Genomic DNA, 18738 nt, shown 5'->3' with positions numbered 1-18738 from the left:
CGCCTCCGCTGGAGCGGGACGAGTGGCTCAGCCGATCGCGCTGAGATAACGCCTCACCGCCGGGACGTCACCGGCGTCGGAGATCATCGCGATGTAGCCGTCGGGGCGGATGAGCACCAGGGTGGTTCCGGTCGCGCCATAGGCGTCGGCCAGGCGGTCGCCGGTGTCGGCGATGTCGTCGGGTCCGGTCGGTCGCGCGCCGACATGCAGTATCCGTACGTCGTACGGTGCGACGTCGACCGCCGGGGCGGTTCCGAAGCTGAGCAAGGTGAAGTGCGTGCCGCGAGTCAGGTCGAAGAGCCCGAGTTCGCCGTGCGCAGTCGTCAATCCGGTCGCGTCGGGGGCGCGGTCACCGGCGCGCAGTGAGGCCGTGTCGTCGCGGTCGTCGCAGGCCGGCGCGGAGCCGCGGTAGCCGGGGCCGAGCTGCGTCGTGCTGGAGTCGCGGAGGGTCGGGATGGCGCCGGTGAGGAGCTCGACTGCGAGTTACGCGAACGCCTGCGCGTTGTCGGCCACCCACGCCGAGAACGGGCGCGGCGGGTTGCCGGTGAGGGTCTTCACCCCGTCCGCCGGGGTGAGGACCGCAGCACCTGAGCCCATGGTCTCCAGCACCGAGGTGGTGACGAAGTCCGGCGTCCCCGGGCGGAACGCGGCAGCGGCCGCGTCGGCCTCGCTGATCTCCTGCACGGTGTACGCCCGGCCGAGCGTCTCGTTGATGACAGCGACCTGGTCGCGCACCGACAGGCTGTGCGGACCGGTGATCGAGTAGGCACCGGGTCGCGGGTCGGCCGCGGTCAGCACCGCCACGGCTGCGGCGGCAATGTCGGCCGGGTCGACCACCGGCAGTTTCACGTCGACGTTGGGCGCCCGGACGACGCCGTCGGCCGCACCGGCGGCCCACATCAGAATATTGTAGTCGAAACCGGCTGCCCGCAGGAACGTCGCCGGCACCCCGGCGTCGGTCAGGGCCTGTTCACCGGCCCGGTGCCGGGCAGTGATGATGTTGCCGGCCCCCGACGGCAGGTCGATGACCGCGGTGAACGACGACAGCAACACCACGTGTCCCGGGCCGGCATCCGCGGCGGCCTTCGCGAAGACAGCGCCGTTGTCGTCGGCCATGTTGAGGAAGACACGGTCCACACCGTCCAGTGCCCGGCGCACGGCGTCCGGATCGGTGAGGTCGCCCTGGACGAGGGTGACGTCGGCCGGCAGATCGGCCCGGGCGGGATCGCGTACCAGTGCGACGAGGTCGTGGCCGCGGCCGGACAGCCGGCGGGCCACGTGACCGCCGACGGTGCCGGTGGCGCCGGTGACGAGGATCTTCATGCGGGTTCCCTAGCTCGATGGGATGGGGTTGCCTCACCAAGGTGCCCGCCTGATCGCACGGCCGGGAGAGACTTCCTGACACTGGTATCGCCGGTCCCTCCCTCCCGCAGCTGCTCCCGCCCATGATGGGGAGCATGGACCAGAAGGAGCTCGCCGACTTCCTGCGACGCCGCCGGGAACTGCTGCAGCCGACCGACGTCGGCCTCCCGCCCGGCGCCCGCCGGCGCACGCCGGGCCTGCGCCGGCACGAGGTCGCCCAGCTCGCCGGAATGTCGCCGGACTACTACATCCGGCTCGAACAGGCCCGCAGCCCGCAGCCGTCACCGCAGATGCTCACCGCGCTGGCCCGGGCGCTGCGGCTCAACCGCGACGAACGCGACCACCTGTTCCATCTCGCCGGGCACCCGGCCCCACCCGCTTTCGGCGCCGACGACCACGTCAGCCCCGGCCTGCTCCGCCTGCTCGACGCGTTCACCACGCTGCCGGCCCAGATCATCTCCGACCTGGGCGCCGTCCTGGTACAGAATCAGATGGCCGTCGCGCTGCTCGGCGAGCAGACCGTCTTCACGGGACTCGCGCGCAGCTTCACCTACCGCTGGTTCACCGACCCCGGCGCCCGGAACCTCTACCCGCCGGAGGACCACGAGCACCAGAGCCGGGTCCTGGTGGCCGATCTGCGGGCTGCTGTCGCCCTGCGCCCGCACGACCCGCTGGCCGGCAAACTCGTCCAGGCCCTGCACGCCACCGGCACCGAGTTCACCGCGCTGTGGGACCGCCACGACGTCGCCGTACGCCGCAGCGACCGCAAACGCGTCGTGCACCCCGCCCTCGGCGTCATCGACGTCGACTGCGAGGTGCTCACCACCGCCCGGCAGGACCAGCGCCTGCTCGTGTTCACCGCGCGGCCCGGCACCGACGCCGTCGGGCAACTCGAACTGCTCCGGGTCATCGGCAGCCAGGACCTCGCAGCTGCCGAGGAAGCCTCGACCGCTGACTGAGTTCGCGGTATCGAGGGTGGCCGGCTTCTCGACAGCGGCGTCCTGCCCTCGGACACCGACCCCGAGCGGCTCTCACTCGCCCTGCTCGCCGCGCTGCAAGGCGGCCAGCTGCTCGCGCAGGCACAGAACAACACGGCAGCGCTGGAAGCCGGTCTCGACACGATCATCGACCACATCCAGCAACACGCGATCTGAAGCCGCGCGCCGACAGGCAGGTTGCGGTGTCACGCGCGGGACCACGACTGGTTGGATCCGCCCGTACAGTCCCACAACTGGATGCGGGCGCCGTTCGCTGTGCCGTTCCGGGTCACGTCGAGGCAGCGTCCGGAGGCCACTCCGGTGATGGTGCCGTTGCTGTTGACGTTCCACTGCTGATTGGCGCCGCCGTTGCAGTCGTAGATGACGACCGGTGTGCCGTTGGCGGTTCCTCTGCCTCGGGCGTCGAGGCACTTGGTGCCGTACACCCGCAGTTCCCGGGCGGAAGTGCCGGTCCACTGCTGGTTCGTACCCGTTCCGCAGTCGTAGATGGCGACCTGGGTGTTGTTGGCGGTGACGGCGCCGGGAACGTCGAGACACCGGCCCGATCCGCCGTTGCGTAGCCGGTTGCCGGGCACCGGGTCGGTGCCGGTGAGGCCCCAGCTGTACTGCAGCCGCCCGGCTCCCGTGGCGTTCGGAGTGGTCAGGGTCAGGTTGGTGCCACTGCCCTGCAGCTTCTGCATGGCGTACCAGTCGTCGTTCTGCCCCGCGGTGATCTTGCCGCCGATGCCGGGCCAGTAGACGGAGCCCATGCCGAGCTCGCGGAGCACCTGGGTGGTGGCGCGGAAGTAGCGGACGAAGTTGTCGGCGCTGTTGGCGTCGTCGTAGTTGAGGCCCGTGTCCATGGGGGCGCCGAACTCGTCGATGACGGTCCGGTCGGCGCAGCTGCCCACCGCATCACGCAGGAAGTTCACCCACCCGTCGTACGTCTTCGCGCCGCTGAAGAACGTGTAGTGATGCAGCGACAGGTACGTCCCGTCGAAGCGGCTGTCGGCGCACATCGTCTTGATGTCCTGGTTCAGGCCGGAACCGCTGATGAACACGCGGTTGCGGGGCACCGACGGTCGCGCGGCGAGCCACGCGGCGGCCACATTCTTCCAGTCGGCCGCGCTGTAGCCGCCCGGCTCGTTCATCGGCTCGAAGTAGACCAGCGGGTTGGCGCCGTACTTGGCCACGACGGTGTTCCACATCGCGTTGAAGGCGGCGGTGTCGGTGACCCGGCCACCGGACGACGCCCGGCCGTCGTCCCAGAAGGACAGGATGACCTTCATGCCGCGGCCGGTCGCCGAGTCCATGACGCCGGCGTAGGAGTTCCACCACGCCGTTCCGACGGAAACGGTGTTGATCGGCAGCCGGACGGTGTTCGCGCCGAGGTTGCGCTCGAAACCGGCGAGGACGGCGTCCGCCTTGGCGCGGACGGTGGTGTAGCTGTCGCTGCTGCTCAACCCGTACAGAACCAGCGGCTCGCCGGTGAAGTTGTCGCCGGCACGGGCCCAGTTGACGCCCCGGAACTGGCTCGTCGCGGCCGATGCGCTCGGTGCGGTGGCTACCACTGCCAGCGGGATCGCCGCCAGCGCTGTCACGGCGGTGGCCAGGGCCGCGACGACGCGGCCTGCCGCGGGCCATCCGGCCCTGTGGCGCCACGACGGAGGATGCGCCGCGAGCCGGACTGCGGCCGACACGATGGCTGCGCGGGCACGCGTCATCCGCCGTCGGATCATGGCGATCCCCCTCTGGGACGGTGTGAACGTAGACATTGCGGTCCATCTATACAACACACGTCATACGAATAACTACGGCTGGCTGCACCAAATCGCACGATCCGCAGAACCGTGAGGATCAGGTAGCCGTCGGCGCAGGCCTTACGGGACTCTCCGCTTTGGATGCTCCAGCGACCACAATTCATTGACTTGTTTCTATCACATGTCTAACGTGTGACGTCATATGAATCTCTGAGCAGCGGTACGCCAACACCTTGTTAACGTTAACTATCCTCCGGCGCGAAGGTGTGACCATCCATGAGAAGACGCGCGATGGCGGCGGCAGCGACCGCCGTTCTGACGGCCGCCGGGCTGGTGGCGACAGTCATCGGCCCCGATTCGCCGGCCGCCGCCCACCCGGTCAACGCGGCTGACTTCCAGCAGGTCGAGCTCGCCCGAGGGGTGGGAGAACTGGGCGAGCCGATGTCGATGGCGGTGCTGCCCGACCGCTCGGTGTTGCACACGGCCCGCAACGGCGTGCTGCGCCGAACCACCGCCGCCGGGGTCACCACCGTAATCGGCACCCTGCCGGTCTACACGCACGACGAGGAGGGCCTGCAGGGCGTGGGCGTGGACCCGGGCTTCGCCGGCAACCGGTTCATCTACCTCTTCTACGCGCCGCCGTTGTCCACGCCCGGAGGTGACGCGCCGGCAACCGGCACGGACTTCTCCGCTTGGAACGGGGTGAACCGGCTGTCCAGGTTCACGCTCAACGCCGATTACACCCTCAACACCGGCAGCCAGGTGACCGTCCTGGAGGTGCCGACGAATCGCGGCATGTGCTGCCACGTCGGCGGCGACATCGATTTCGACGCGGCCGGCAACCTCTACCTGTCCACGGGGGACGACTCGAACCCGTTCGACTCGGGTGGCTACACCCCGATCGACGAGCGCACCAACCGCAACCCGGTCTACGACGCCCAGCGCAGCGCGGGCAACACCAACGACCTCCGCGGCAAGGTGCTGCGGATCAAGGTGAACGCGGACGCGACGTACTCGATCCCCTCGGGCAACCTGTTCGCGCCCGGCACCGCGCGGACCCGTCCGGAGATCTACGCGATGGGCTTGCGCAACCCGTTCCGGCTCAGCGTCGACAAGCCGACCGGCGCGGTGTACGTCGCCGACTACGGACCCGACGCCGGCACGACCAGCTCGACACGCGGACCGGCGGGTCAGGTGGAGTTCAACCGGATCACCTCCGCCGGCAACTACGGCTGGCCCTACTGCACCGGCTCGAACACGACGAACGAGACCTATGTGGACTACACGTTTCCGTCCGGGCCGTCGGGGAGCCGGTTCAACTGCGCCGCGCCGGTCAACAACTCCCCGCGCAACACGGGGCTGACCAACCTGCCGGCCGCGCGCCCGGCGTGGATCAAGTACGACAACTGTTCGCTGGCCGCGTTCGGCTGCGGCTCGGAGTCGCCGATGGGTGGCGCGGTGTACCGCTACGACGCCGCCAACCCGTCCACGGTGAAGTTCCCGTCGGCCCTGAACGGGCACTACTTCGCGATGGAGTTCGGCCGGCGCTGGATCAAGAGCGTCGACGTCAACGCCGACGGGTCGGCCGGGCTGATCAGCGACTTCCCGTGGCGCGGCACGCAGATCATGGACAGCGCCTTCGGCCCCGACGGAGCCCTGTACGTGCTGGACTACGGCACCGGCTGGGGCAACGGCGACGCGAGTTCCGCCCTGTACCGCATCGAGTACAACGGCGCCGGCAACAACCAGTCGCCGATTGCCCGCGTCGCGGCCAACCCGTCGTCCGGCGCCGCACCGCTCACCGTCGCCTTCTCCTCGAGCGGCTCGTCCGATCCCGAAGGCGGGGCGCTGACCTACTCCTGGAACTTCGGTGACGGCAGCACCTCGTCGGCGGCCAATCCCAGCCACACCTACGCCACTACCGGCCAGCGCACCGTGACGCTCACCGTGACGGATTCCGCCGGTCTCACCGCCAGCGCCTCGACCACGATCTCGGTCGGCAACACCGCCCCCACGGTCGTGCTGAACACACCGACCGACGGGGCGCTCTTCTCCTTCGGCGACAGCGTGCCGTACACGATCACGGTGTCGGATCCCGAGGACGGCTCCGTCGACTGCAGCCGGGTGAAGCTGAGCTACCTGCTCGGCCACGACGACCACGCGCATCCGATCAGCTCGAGCACCGGATGCTCGGGAACGCTGCAGATCCCGGTGGACGGCGAGCACGACACGGCGGCCAACCTGTTCGCGGTGCTCGACGCGGAATACACCGACCAGGGCGCCAACGGCCAGCCCGCGCTGACCACCCGGGCGCAGAAGATCCTCCAGCCCCGCCACCGGCAGGCCGAGCACCGGAACACCCAGTCGGGCACCTCCCTGTTCAGCAAGACGACCGCCGAGGGCGGGCAGACGGTCGGCGACATCCAGAACGGCGACTGGATCGCGTTCCAGCGGTACGCGCTCGCGGGCGAGAACCGTTTCACGGCCCGGGTCTCGTCGGGCGGCAGCGGGGGCACGCTCTCGGTGCGCGCCGGATCGGCCACCGGTACGGTCCTCGGATCCGTCACGGTGCCGACCACCGGCAGCTGGGAGACCTTCACCGACGTGTCGACGACGCTGTCCGCAGCGCCGTCCGGCACCACCACCCTGTACCTGACGTTCAGCGGCGGCTCCGGGACGCTGTTCGACGTGGACGCGTTCACGATCGGCACGGCACCGAGCAGCGGTGGCACCGGCCGGATCGTCGGCGCGAACGGCTCGTGCGTCGACGTCAACGGCGCCAGCTCCACCGACGGCACCAAGATTCAGCTCTGGACCTGCGGCGCCGGCGCCAACCAGCAGTGGACCCGCAACGGCAGCACCTGGCGGTCACTGGGCAAGTGCATGGGCGTGGCCGGCGGCGCGACCGCCGACGGCAGCCTGGTGCAACTGTCGACCTGCAACGGTTCCGCCGCACAGAACTGGACGGCGGGGGCCAACGGATCGGTGGTCAACACCGGCTCCGGCAAATGTCTGGACGCCAACGGCGCCAGCTCCGCCAACGGCACCCAGCTGATCATCTGGACCTGCCACGGCGGCACCAACCAGCGCTGGACCCTGCCATGAGAGGCCCGACCATGCGAACACTCACCCGCACGATCCTGGGCGCGGCGGCAGCGGTGCTGCTGACCCTCGCCGGCACCGGCGGACCGGCGAATGCCGCCGACGCACCGTACGACGTCATGGTGTTCTCCAAGACGGCCGGCTTCCGGCACGACGCGATCCCGGCCGGCATCCAATTGATCCGCGACCTCGGGGCGGCCAACAGCTTCACGGTCACCGCGACCGAGGACGCCAACCAGTTCACCGCGGCCAACCTGGCCCAGTTCGAGGCCGTCGTCTTCCTCAACACCACCGGCGACGTGCTCAACGCGACCCAGCAGACCGCCTTCGAGAACTACATCCGTGGCGGCGGCGGGTATGTGGGTGTGCACTCCGCCTCCGACACCGAGTACGACTGGCCGTTCTACGGCCAGCTGGTCGGGGCGTACTTCTCCTCGCACCCGGCGATCCAGCAGGCCACCCAGCGGGTGGAGAACCGGGCGCACGCCGCGACCGCCGGGCTGGCGCCGACGGTGACGCGCACCGACGAGTGGTACAACTTCCGGACCAATCCGCGATCCTCGGCCCGGGTGCTGACGGCGCTGGACGAGTCGAGCTACTCCGGCGGCACGATGGGCGGCGACCACCCGTACACCTGGTGCAAGACCCTCCAGGGTGGACGGTCGTTCTACACCGGGAACGGCCACACCCAGGCCGGCTACACCGAGCCGGGCTTCCGGGCGCTGGTCCTCGGCGGCATCAGGTACGCGGCCAACCGCACCAAGGCCGACTGCCGGCCGGAAACCGGCTACACCGCCCTCTACAACGGCGCCACCACCGGCTGGTCCCAGGCCGGGCCGGGCGGGTTCAGCAACAGCAACGCGACCCTGACCTCGTCCGGCGGGCTGGGCATGCTCTGGTACAGCACGAAGGAGTTCCGCTCCTACTCGCTGAAACTCGACTGGATGATGCCGGGCGACGACAACTCCGGCGTGCTGATCGGGTTCCCGGCCGGTAGCGACCCGAACTCGGCCATGACCAACGGGTACGAGGTACAGATCGACGCCACCGACACGGCGGACCGGACCACCGGCTCCGTGTACGGGGTCAAGTCGGCCGACATCGCCGCCCGCGACGCGGCGCTGAATCCGCCGGGTGAGTGGAACACCTACGAGCTGCTGGTCGACGGGGAACGGCTGCAGGTCTTCCTGAACGGCGTCGTCGTCAACGACTTCACCAACACGGATCCCGCGCGCTCGCTGACCTCCGGTTACATCGGCATCCAGAACCATGGCGCCGGCGACGACGTGTCGTTCCGCAACATCCGGATCAAGGAGTCGGGAGGTACGACGCCCCGGACCGGCCCGATCACCGGCGCCGCGGGCAAGTGCGTCGATGTCAGCGGCGGAAGCTCCGCCGACGGTACGAAGATCCAGCTGTGGAGCTGCACCGGCAGCGCCCACCAGCAGTGGACGGTCAACGGGACCACCTTGCGCTCGCTCAACAAGTGCATGGGTGTCGCCGGCGGCAGCACCGCCAACGGTGCGCTCGTCCAGCTGTCGACCTGCAACGGCTCCGGCGGCCAGAACTGGGCTCCGGGGGCCAACGGCTCCCTGGTGAACCCGCAGTCCGGCAAGTGCCTGGACGCCAACGGCGCGGGCTCCGCGGACGGGACTCAACTCATCATCTGGACCTGCCACGGCGCCGCCAACCAGCGCTGGGCCCTTCCGTCATGACCGACCTGACACGCAGAAAGCTCCTTGCGGCCGGGATGGCCGGGGCCGGGGCGGCTCTGCTGCCGACCGGGTGGACAGCGGTCGCCAAGGCCGGTGCGGCGCCACCGGCGGGTGTGCTGGCCGCCGGGGACCTCGCGCTCTGGTACGACGAGCCAGCGGGAACGGACTGGCTACGCGCCCTGCCCATCGGCAACGGACGCCTCGGCGCCATGGTGTTCGGCAACATCGACACCGAACGGCTCCAGCTCAACGAGGACACCGTGTGGGCGGGCGGACCCTATGACTCGGCCAACACGCGGGGCGCAGCCAACCTCGCGGAGATCCGGCGACGGGTCTTCGCCGACCAGTGGGTCCCGGCCCAGGATCTGATCAACCAGACGATGCTCGGCAACCCGGTCGGGCAGCTGGCGTACCAGCCGGTGGGCAACCTCCGGCTCGCCGTCGGCAGCGCCACCGGCGCGTCCCAGTACAACCGGACGCTCGACCTGACCACCGCCACGGTGACCACCACGTACGTGCTGAACGGCGTGCGGTATCAACGGGAGGTGTTCGCGAGCGCGCCGGACCAGGTGGTGGCGGTCCGGCTGACGGCCGACCGCGCCAATGCGATCACCTTCACCGCCACGTTCGACAGCCCGCAACGCACGACCGTGTCCAGCCCCGACTCCACGACGATCGCGCTCGACGGCATCTCGGGCGACATGGAAGGCATCGCCGGCTCGGTCCGGTTCCTCGCCCTGGCCGGCGCGAGCGTCACCGGTGGCACGGTCAGCAGCTCCGGTGGCACGCTACGGGTCTCCGGCGCCACAAGTGTCACCGTGCTGGTGTCCATCGGCACCAGCTACGTCAACTACCGCACCGTCAACGGTGACTATCAGGGCATCGCGCGACGGCACCTCGCCGCTGCCCGCACCGCCGGCTTCGACCAGCTGCGCGCCCGGCACGTGACCGACCATCAGGCGCTGTTCAATCGGGTGTCGATCGATCTGGGGCGTACGACGGCGGCCGATCAGACCACCGACGTGCGGATCGCCCAGCACGCGAGCGTCAACGATCCGCAGTTGTCGGCCCTGCTGTTCCAGTACGGCCGCTACCTGCTGATCGCCTCGTCGCGACCGGGCACCCAGCCGGCCAATCTGCAGGGCATCTGGAACCAGGAGATGGCCCCGTCCTGGGATTCCAAATACACCATCAACGCGAACCTGCCGATGAACTACTGGCCGGCCGACACCACGAACCTCTCCGAATGCTTCCTGCCCGTCTTCGACATGATCAAGGACCTGACGGTGACCGGGGCCCGCACCGCCACCGCGCAGTACGGCGCCGGTGGCTGGGTGACCCACCACAACACCGACGCCTGGCGCGGATCCTCGGTCGTCGACGGCGCGCTGTGGGGCATGTGGCAGACCGGCGGCGCCTGGCTCGCCACGATGATCTGGGACCACCACCTGTTCACCGGGGACGTCGAGTTCCTGCGCGCCAACTACCCCGCCATGAAGGGCGCCGCACAGTTCTTCCTCGATTCCCTGGTGGCCCACCCGGCCCTGGGCCATCTGGTCACCAACCCCTCGAACTCCCCGGAGCTGCCGCACCACGCGAACGCCAGCGTGTGCGCCGGGCCGACCATGGACAACCAGATCCTGCGCGATCTCTTCAACGGCGTCGCGCGCGCCGGCGAGGTCCTCGGCGTGGACACCGCCTTCCGCACCCAGGTCTTGGCGGCACGCGACCGGCTGGCGCCCACCCGGGTCGGCTCGCGCGGCAACATCCAGGAGTGGCTCGCCGACTGGGTGGAGACCGAGCGCAACCACCGGCATGTCTCCCACCTGTACGGCCTGCATCCGAGCAACCAGATCACCCGGCGGGGAACGCCCCAGCTTTACCAGGCCGCGCGCCAGACGCTGGAACTGCGCGGCGACGACGGGACGGGTTGGTCGCTGGCCTGGAAAATCAACTACTGGGCACGGCTGGAGGACGGTGCGCGCGCCCACAAACTCCTCCGCGACCTGGTGCGGACGGACCGGCTCGCGCCGAACATGTTCGACCTGCATCCCCCGTTCCAGATCGACGGCAACTTCGGCGCCACCTCCGGGATCGCCGAAATGCTGCTGCACAGCCACAACGGCGAGCTGCACGTGCTGCCCGCACTGCCGTCGGCCTGGCCGACCGGCAGCTTCACCGGTCTGCGGGGCCGGGGCGGGCACACGGTCGGCGCTACCTGGAGCAGCACCCGGACAGAACTCGTCATCACGCCGGACCGCGCCGGTACGGTCCGGGTCCGCAGCCGAATCTTCACCGGCGCTTTCGACATGCGCGACGAGACGAGCGGCGTAGCTGTCCAGCCGGCACGGCTGGAGACCGACCTCGTCCAGTTCACCGGTCAGGCCGCCCACACCTACCGCGCGTCAGCCGTACGGTCGGGGCCGGTGGAGACCGGCGTGAACTACCGGCTGGTGGCTCAGCACAGCGGGAAGTCCGCCGACATCAACGGCGCGTCGGCCACCGCCGGCGCGCAGCTCATCCAGTGGCAGGCCACCAACGCTCTCAACCAGCAGTTCGATTTTCTGTCCTCCGACGGTGGCTACTACCGGATCCGGGCTCGCCACAGCGGTCTGGTGCTGCAGGTCGCCGGCACGAGCACCGGCGCCGACATCACCCAGCAACCCGACGCCAACACCGCCAACCAGCAGTGGCGGGTGGAGGATCAGGGCGGCGGAGTGGTCAGGCTTCTCAACCGCCAGAGCGGACTGGCCATGGACGTGTGGCAGGCCGCCACCGCCGACGGCGCGCGCATCTCCCAGTGGACCCCCGGTGGCGGCGCCAACCAGAGGTTCCAACTCCAACGCATCCAGACCTGAGGAGCACCGAGCAGGCGGCCTAGACGGTTCCGGCGTAAGAATTCCATGACCACACCACGGCGTACGCGACACCGGCCACCGTCACGAGCATGAGTAGACCAAAGACGAAGGGCCAGGCCCAAGCGACGGTCTCCCGGTCGTTCGATGCGACGGACATGATCACTCCCGAAGACGTCGTTGCGATTGACGCTCCTGATTCTTCGATCCGGCGGCCTTTCCCACATCGGCACGTGGGTGGACCCGGCGCGACCCGACGTATGACTTTGGTTGTAAGCCGGGTCGCGCCGGGGCCGGTGATATTCCGTTACTCGTCGGCCAGGGAACCCCGCGGGATGGCCGGACGCGCGCGGCTCAGCACGCGTCCGGCCGGGTGGGTCGTCGCAGCCCCACGCCGCGACGACCCGACGTACCGGTGAGCGACGAGGAGCGCGCACACCGGACTGAGGGGCCGCTCCCTATGACGGTGCGGGGCCCGCCGATGTTGAGTCCGCCCGACACGTTTTTTCAGCGTCACTGATTCCCGAGGGGCGCGAGCGGACTCGGCGACACCTCTTTTACAACGAAAGTCGCACAGCCGGCGACGGACGGTTCGGCGCCTGGCTAGGGACGCTGTCGGCGTCGGCCGGTCAGCGCCAGCACCGCGCCCACCGCGACCAGGAGCCCGCCGCCCAGCGCGACGGCCACCACCGGCGCGCCGGTGATCGGCAGGCCCCCGCCGGAACCGCCGCCGCCGGCCGGGCCGCTCACACCGGTCGTGGTGGTGGCGGTCGTCGCGGCGAACAGCTGGGCCACCCGGGCCGGGGGCAGCCCGACGACCGGTGCGACCACGCGGTAGTGGCGAGTGCCGGTGAACGGGACTTCGAGCGTGTACGTACCGTCCTGGCGGGCCTTCGTCGTCGCGACCGTCCGCCAGCCGGCAGTGGTCCCCGCGCGCTCCTGCAGCCGCAGCTCGCGGCCCGCGTCGTCCTCCTCCACGGTCGGGCACGGGCCCCGGTCGCACAGCCGGTTGAGCTTGAACGCCCTGCCGGTCACGGTCACCGTGCCGCCGATGGTGGCCTCCCCCGGAATCGTCGCTGTCAGCCGGTTACCTTGCACCGGCGCGCCGACGTCCGTGTAGCCGTACCAGCCGTTCGGCGCGGTGCGCAGACCGACGTCGACCGGCCCCGGGCGCGGCGGCACGACGAACGACGTCGCGGTGGTCGGCGGGGCCAACTGCTCGTACTCGTTGAACTCGAACATCGAGGCGATGGGGATGTAGCGGAACGGGCCCGGGGTGTCCAGCGGGTCGCCCGGGTTCGGGTCGGTGTACGTGCCCGGCCGCCAGGTCATCAGGATCGACCCGTCCTCGCGCGGAACCACGCTGACGACGCGTGCCGCCGGGCCGCGGTCGGTGTCGAACACGGGCGAGAACGCCGGCTCGCTGATCTCGGCGCCGGCCGCGTCGACCGCCACCACGCGTACCCGGAAATCGGTGTCGTGCAGGCCTTGCCACAGCAGCGCACGGTCGGGCTGGTCGGCCTCGACGAGCTTCGGTTCCACGTTCGCGGTCCCGCCGTCGCCGGCGCGGACGAGCGTCAGCCGGTTGCGCGTCGCGCCGGTCTCGTCCCAGGTGATCGCCACGTCGGTCTGCGCGGCGGAGGTCCACGCCAGACGTACGTCCGACGGCGCGGGCACGGTAGGGGCGAGCGCGGCGGTCAGCCCGGCGGCAGGCGTCAGGACCAGCACGGCCGCGATGTTCCCGATCATGCGCGGAGCCTAGCGCTCCGTCAACGGAAGTCGTCGGCGTGGTCGCGCGCCCACTCAGCGAAGGTCAGGGCGGGCCGCCCCAGGAGCTCCGGCACGGCGTCCGTGGCGACCGCAGCCGGCAGCTGGTGCACGCTGCCGCCGGCCCGGAGCAAGAGGTCGACCAGCGGCTCCGGGAGCTGGGTCAGCAGGTCGGCGCGGTAGGTGTCGACGTCCACCTCCTGCAGCCGGACGGGCTCACCGAGCGCCTCGGCGATCGCGCTGACCTGGTCTCGAATCGTGAGCGGGCCCGGCCCCAGCACCGGATGGGCGGCGTCCTTCGCGTCGTCCAGCAACGCTCGAGCTGCCACCGCGGCGATGTCGCGTTCGTGGACCGGCGCGGTCGTCGCGTCCGGGAAGGCGGTGCGCAGCACGCGGTCCGTGCGGATCGACTGCCAGCGCAACGAGTTCGTGGCGAAGTAGCCCGGCCGCACGAAGGTCCGGGCGAAACCGGCATCGGTCAGCGCCCGTTCCGCCGCGCTGTGCCGCAGCGCGATCGGATTGGCAGCGGCGTCCGGAGCCATCACCGTGTAGGACGACAGCAGGACGACATGCTCGACGCCGGCGCTGCGGGCCGCCGCCGCGAACTCGGCCGCCGTCTCCGGGTGGGCATAGAGGAAGATCTTGCGTACACCGGTCAGAGCATCCCGCCACGTCGTCGGATCGGTGAGGTCCGCCCGCACCACGTCGACGTCCCGCGGGAAGTCGCCTGGACGTGGGGCACGGCTGGACGCGCGGACCCGCACCCCGGCGGCCATCAGCTCGTCCAGTACCGCAGCTCCCACATGCCCTCGGGCGCCGGTCACCAAGATGGTCACGTGTGGCCTCTTTCCGTCGGAGGGCCGCCCGTACGGGCCGCCGTAGTTACATCTTACACAATCTGAAACCTGTAACTACGGTAGGCTCCGACCATGCTCGCCGCGCCGAACCACACCGTCTGATGCGGGCAAGCGGTCCGCTGGATGCGGAGTCGATCCTGTCGGCCACCGAGGATGTCCTGCGTCGTCACGGGCCCGCCAAGGCCACGGTGGTCGACGTGGGCAAGGAGCTCGGCGTCAGCCATGCCGCCGTCTACAAACACTTCCCCTCCAAGGCCGCGCTGCGCGAAGCGGTCTCCCGGCGCTGGCTGAACCGCGATCGTGATGCCCTGGCGGCCATCGCCGGCGACACGGAGATCCCACCGCCGCAGCGGCTGCGCTCCTGGCTCGCTGCCCTGCTGGCCTCGAAGCGGGCGAAGGCTCACGACGATCCGGAGCTCTTCGCCGCGTACAAGCTCCTGGTCACCGAGAACAGCGTCGCGGCGATCGACCACGTGGCCGACCTCCTGGGTCAGCTGGAACTCATCCTCACCGATGGCATGGCCGGCGGCTCGTTCCGGCGGGCTGACCCGGCCCAGACCGCCCAGGCCGTTTTCACCGCCACCACCCGCTTCCACCACCCCGGCCTGGCCGCCGCCTGGACCGAGCCGGGCATCGAGCAGGAGCTCGACGTGATCTGCGCTCTCCTGCTCGACGGCCTGAGATGAGGCGTTGCCACCCTCAGGCGATCTTGCGGCGGTAGGCGGCCATCGCGACCGCGTACGCGATGATCAGGATTCCGGCGCACCAGGCGAGCGCGGTCCAGATGTCGTTGCCCACCGGCTGCTGGTCGAACAGGGCCCGGATCGAGTTGACGATCGCGGTGACCGGCTGGTTCTCGGCGAACGCCCGCACCGGGCCGGGCATCGTCTCGGTGGGAACGAAGGCCGAGCTGATGAAGGGCAGGAAGATGAGCGGGTAGGAGAAGGCAGACGCGCCGTCGGGGGTGGAGGCGCTCAGGCCGGCGACGATCGCCAGCCAGGTCAGGGCGAGCGTGAAGACCGCGAGGACACCGGCGACGGCGAGCCAGGCGAGCACACCGGCCGACGTGCGGAAGCCGATGCCCAGCCCGGCCAGCAGGATGACCACCACGGAGATCGCGTTGGCGACCATCGAGGTCAGCACGTGCCCCCACAGCACCGACGAGCGGGCGATGGGCATGGAGTGGAAGCGCTCGAAGATGCCGCTCCGCATGTCGTTGAAGAGCCGGAATCCGGTGTACGAGATTCCGCTGGCGATGGCGATGAGCAGGACACCCGGCATGAGGTAGTTGGTGTAGTTGCTGCTGCCGGTCTGGATCGCGCCGCCGAAGACGTATCGGAACAGCAGCAGGAACGCGATCGGCATGATCGTGACAGTGATGATCGTGTCGAGGCTGCGGCTCACGTGCTTGATGGACCGGCCGAGCATCACGGCGGAGTCGCCGAGAACATGGGTGGCCATGGTCAGGCCCGCTTTCCGATGACGGAGAGGAAGACTTCCTCGAGGGTGGGCAGCCGTTCCACGTACTCGACCTTCGCGGGCGGCAACAGTTTCCGCAGGTCGGTCAGGGTGCCGGAGACGATGATGGCGCCCTCGTGCAGGATTGCGATCCGGTCGGCCAGCTTCTCCGCCTCCTCCAGGTGTTGCGTGGTCAGCAGCACCGTCGTCCCGCCGCCGGCCAACTTCTGGATCTCGTTCCACACTTCGATGCGGCCCTCGGGGTCGAGCCCGGTGGTCGGCTCGTCGAGGAAGATGACCGGCGGGTCCCCGATGAGGCTCATGGCGATGTCGAGCCGGCGGCGCATGCCACCCGAGTACGTCCCCACGCGCCGTCCGCCCGCGTCGGCCAGGCCGAACCGGGCGAGCAGCTCGTCCGCGACGTCGCGCGCGTTGCCGACCCGCCGCAGCCGGCCGACCATGACCAGGTTCTCCCGGCCGGTGAGGATCTCGTCGACGGCGGCGAACTGCCCGGTCAGGCTGATCGACTCGCGCACCCGCAGCGGCTCCGACCCGACGTCGAACCCGTGGACGCTTGCCGTGCCGCCGTCCGGCTTGAGCAACGTGGACAGGATGCGCACCACCGTCGTCTTGCCGGCGCCGTTGGACCCGAGCAGCGCGAAGATGCTCCCCCGCGCCACCTCGAAGTCGACGCCCTTGAGTACGGCCAGCTGCTGGTAGGACTTCCGCAATCCGCTGACCCGGATTGCCGGGCTCGTTGTTGGCATGTGCCGCCTCCTGCGTGCTGGGCATGGGTCATCGCCGGGCGGCCGCCGTCGGCTCGTCCGTGATGCGGGGACGTGTTCGCTCGCCGGGCGAGCCGGCGGCACGGGGCTAGCGCCCGGCGGATTCCTGATAGATCTCGGCGTACGTCCGCGAGTCCTTGATCAGGTCGTCGCAGAAGGCGGCGACGTCAGTGCCGGTGACTTCCAGAACCCCCCGGCCGGATGCCGCGCCCTCTTCGAAGAAGTCGACGATCCCGGAGAGCAGGTTCCCCTCCACCAGGTCGATCGGCCCGACCTTGAACAGGTACCGCTGCATCTCCTGGTAGACGATCTGGTAGTCGGGCGGGAGCGCCTTGACCCGGGCCAGGTGCGCCCGCCACTGCTTCTTGCCCTCGATGATGTCCTGAATGCCCACGTCAGTCTCCTAGCCGGGCGAGTTTTCGGGCGACGTTCCGGTTCAACTGCTCGCGCCACCGGTCGCGATAGGTGCGGGCCCCCGCCCCACCGGCCAGGGCCGCCGAGAAGCCGGCGATGTCGTCGCCGAGCACGTCGTGCACGCTCTGCCCGTCGGCCGAGGCTTCCTCGAGCAGTCCGAGCGCCGCGTCGGCGATCGGCGTCAGGTTGCGTCCGGTGAAGCTTCCGTACGGGAAGAGGTGGCTGACGATCTGCCCCCACGCGGCCTGATAATCGGCCGGCAACGCCTGCGCCCGGGCCTCGAACACCTTCCACTCCCGGGTGAGATCGTTGCCCGTGATGGTCTCCCAGAACTTCATGCCCCGCCCTCCTTGAGGGTGTCGATCCGCGATGAGACGTACTGCCATTTCGTCCAGAACGTCGCCAGCTCTGCGCGCCCGGCGTCGTTGAGCGCGTAGAACTTGCGCGGCGGGCCCACTTCGGACGGTCGCTTCGTCACCTGGACGAGGCCGTTGCGCTCCAGCCGCAGCAGGATGGTGTAGACCGTGCCGTCGACCACGTCGGCGAAGCCCAGGTCGTTCAGTCGGCGCGTGATGGCGTACCCGTAGGTCTCCTCACGCCCGATGATTTCGAGCACGCACCCTTCGAGCGTGCCCTTGAGCATCTCGGTCAGATCCTCCACCGCCACGCCCTCCGACCGGTACCTCGTACCACTGAGTACCGGTACAACGTACCACTAGGTACCGGGCCGTCGCGAGAGCCGGTTCTCAATGACGCTTGCGCCACACCGATTGCTGTACGACCAAGGTGAGCGCTCCCCCGATGACGATCGCCGCCACGTTGATCACGAGCTGCAGGGCCGAGCCGACGGCCTCGTCGCGGACGCCGTAGGCCAGCGCGACCGCGGCATTCGCCGCCGCCGGGATGGTGGTGACCGAGATCAGCACACCGACCAGGGTCCCCGCCTTGGCCGAAGTGAGCGACAGGATGCCCGCCACACCGCCGAGGAAGCCGATGACCCAGGACAGCGCGTCGGGACGCCAGATGAAGTCGGTCAGCGGCCGCTCGTCCAGCAGCATCGACCGGCTGACCAGATCAGCCGCGGTGAGCAGCCACACCACGCCGACCGTCAATATCATCGCGAACGGGAAACCGACGCCCAGCGCCAGCGCCGAGCGGCGCAGCAGGCTCGCCTTGCGCTGAACCAGGCCGACACACAGCGCGGCGAGCGGCCCGAACTCGGGGCCCACCACCATCGAACCGACGATCAGGATCGGCGAGTCCAGCAGGACACCGATGGCGGCGATGATGGTGGCGATCGTCATGAACGCCAGGAACGACACCGACAGCGTGGTCTCCTCGCCCGTCTGGTGCTCGATCTCGTGCCACACCACCGCATCCACGCCCAGCCCGGGGACATGCCGCTCGGCGCGATCGGCCGACGCCGACATCGTCGTGTCGACGCGCTCGATCACGATGGCGCCCTCACGGTCGAGCCCCAGACCGCGCAGCCGGTCCAGCACGGCGCTGGCGCCCTCCCGCACGACGTCGAACTCGATCACGTCGCCGCGCGGCTCACGAGCGGCGCCGGCCAGCACGACAATGTGGGTGACCGCGACGTCGCCGGTCAGCGCGGCCAAGGCGTGGTCGGTGTTCGATTCCGGGCTGATCACCCGTACGTGCAGCATCTTCGGTCCCTCATGATCG

Annotated in this window: 16 protein-coding genes; 5 read left to right on the top strand and 11 right to left on the bottom strand. The window is 69.7% G+C overall.

The annotated features are described in order from the left end of the window. Positions 1-27: 27 nt before the first annotated feature. Together KXC43_RS27275 and KXC43_RS27270 are read right to left on the bottom strand one after the other, a co-directional pair. Positions 28-363 (bottom strand): aromatic-ring hydroxylase C-terminal domain-containing protein, encoded by a 336-nt coding sequence (locus tag KXC43_RS27275; RefSeq protein ID WP_369076960.1) that lies wholly within the window; start codon positions 361-363, stop codon positions 28-30. A gap of 120 nt (positions 364-483) precedes the next feature. Continuing rightward, positions 484-1323 (bottom strand): SDR family oxidoreductase, encoded by an 840-nt coding sequence (locus KXC43_RS27270; protein ID WP_221379009.1) that lies wholly within the window; start codon positions 1321-1323, stop codon positions 484-486. 134 nt (positions 1324-1457) lie between these two features. On the opposite strand from KXC43_RS27270, the gene KXC43_RS27265 reads away from it, so the two are divergent. After that, positions 1458-2321: a helix-turn-helix transcriptional regulator gene (locus KXC43_RS27265; protein ID WP_221379008.1), complete on the top strand. Its 864-nt coding sequence runs from the start codon at positions 1458-1460 to the stop codon at positions 2319-2321. A 224-nt stretch (positions 2322-2545) separates the two neighbouring features. Here the strand turns inward: KXC43_RS27265 and KXC43_RS27260 are convergent, their stop codons facing one another. After that, positions 2546-4063: a ricin-type beta-trefoil lectin domain protein gene (locus KXC43_RS27260; RefSeq protein ID WP_221379007.1), complete on the bottom strand. Its 1518-nt coding sequence runs from the start codon at positions 4061-4063 to the stop codon at positions 2546-2548. Between the two features lie 312 nt (positions 4064-4375). On the opposite strand from KXC43_RS27260, the gene KXC43_RS27255 reads away from it, so the two are divergent. Genes KXC43_RS27255 through KXC43_RS27245 form a run of 3 tightly spaced genes read left to right on the top strand, consistent with a single transcriptional unit; the run spans position 4376 to position 11774 of the window. Further along, positions 4376-7204, top strand: coding sequence for a PQQ-dependent sugar dehydrogenase (locus KXC43_RS27255; RefSeq protein WP_221379006.1), 2829 nt, complete (start codon positions 4376-4378; stop codon positions 7202-7204). An 11-nt stretch (positions 7205-7215) separates the two neighbouring features. Continuing rightward, entirely contained in the window at positions 7216-8916 is a 1701-nt protein-coding gene (locus tag KXC43_RS27250) for a ThuA domain-containing protein (protein WP_221379005.1), read from the top strand. Further along, positions 8913-11774: a glycosyl hydrolase family 95 catalytic domain-containing protein gene (locus tag KXC43_RS27245; RefSeq protein ID WP_221379004.1), complete on the top strand. Its 2862-nt coding sequence runs from the start codon at positions 8913-8915 to the stop codon at positions 11772-11774. Before KXC43_RS27250 ends, KXC43_RS27245 begins: the two co-directional genes overlap by 4 nt. A gap of 600 nt (positions 11775-12374) precedes the next feature. Here KXC43_RS27245 and KXC43_RS27240 read toward each other — a convergent pair. Both KXC43_RS27240 and KXC43_RS27235 read right to left on the bottom strand, forming a co-directional pair. Further along, positions 12375-13520, bottom strand: a complete 1146-nt coding sequence (locus KXC43_RS27240) for a hypothetical protein (RefSeq protein WP_221379003.1) — start codon at positions 13518-13520, stop codon at positions 12375-12377. Positions 13521-13540: 20 nt separating this feature from the next. Next, positions 13541-14374, bottom strand: coding sequence for an NAD(P)H-binding protein (locus KXC43_RS27235; protein ID WP_221379002.1), 834 nt, complete (start codon positions 14372-14374; stop codon positions 13541-13543). Positions 14375-14496: 122 nt separating this feature from the next. On the opposite strand from KXC43_RS27235, the gene KXC43_RS27230 reads away from it, so the two are divergent. Beyond that, positions 14497-15081, top strand: a complete 585-nt coding sequence (locus KXC43_RS27230) for a TetR/AcrR family transcriptional regulator (protein WP_221379001.1) — start codon at positions 14497-14499, stop codon at positions 15079-15081. Between the two features lie 13 nt (positions 15082-15094). Here KXC43_RS27230 and KXC43_RS27225 read toward each other — a convergent pair whose 3' ends face one another. From KXC43_RS27225 to KXC43_RS27200, 6 genes are all read right to left on the bottom strand, one after another. After that, positions 15095-15856, bottom strand: a complete 762-nt coding sequence (locus tag KXC43_RS27225) for an ABC transporter permease (RefSeq protein ID WP_221379000.1) — start codon at positions 15854-15856, stop codon at positions 15095-15097. Between the two features lie 2 nt (positions 15857-15858). Continuing rightward, positions 15859-16620 (bottom strand): ABC transporter ATP-binding protein, encoded by a 762-nt coding sequence (locus KXC43_RS27220; RefSeq protein ID WP_221378999.1) that lies wholly within the window; start codon positions 16618-16620, stop codon positions 15859-15861. Positions 16621-16726: 106 nt separating this feature from the next. Further along, the gene (locus KXC43_RS27215) at positions 16727-17032 is read right to left on the bottom strand and encodes a DUF1048 domain-containing protein (protein ID WP_221378998.1); all 306 of its coding nucleotides are present in this window, start codon (positions 17030-17032) and stop codon (positions 16727-16729) included. Position 17033: 1 nt separating this feature from the next. Next, on the bottom strand, positions 17034-17390 hold the full coding sequence (locus KXC43_RS27210) for a DUF1048 domain-containing protein (RefSeq protein ID WP_221378997.1): 357 nt from the start codon (positions 17388-17390) through the stop codon (positions 17034-17036). After that, complete coding sequence (locus KXC43_RS27205) at positions 17387-17713, bottom strand: PadR family transcriptional regulator (RefSeq protein WP_221378996.1); 327 nt, start codon at positions 17711-17713, stop codon at positions 17387-17389. The genes KXC43_RS27210 and KXC43_RS27205 overlap by 4 nt, the downstream gene beginning before the upstream one ends. Positions 17714-17798: 85 nt before the next feature. Then, on the bottom strand, positions 17799-18719 hold the full coding sequence (locus KXC43_RS27200) for a DUF389 domain-containing protein (protein WP_221378995.1): 921 nt from the start codon (positions 18717-18719) through the stop codon (positions 17799-17801). Positions 18720-18738: the final 19 nt, after the last annotated feature.

It is taken from the genome of Paractinoplanes polyasparticus (genome assembly GCF_019710575.1).
In the GTDB taxonomy this organism is placed as follows: domain Bacteria; phylum Actinomycetota; class Actinomycetes; order Mycobacteriales; family Micromonosporaceae; genus Actinoplanes; species Actinoplanes polyasparticus.
The sequence above is the reverse complement of the archived record's forward strand: the minus strand, read 5'-3'. Positions and strand labels throughout refer to the sequence as shown.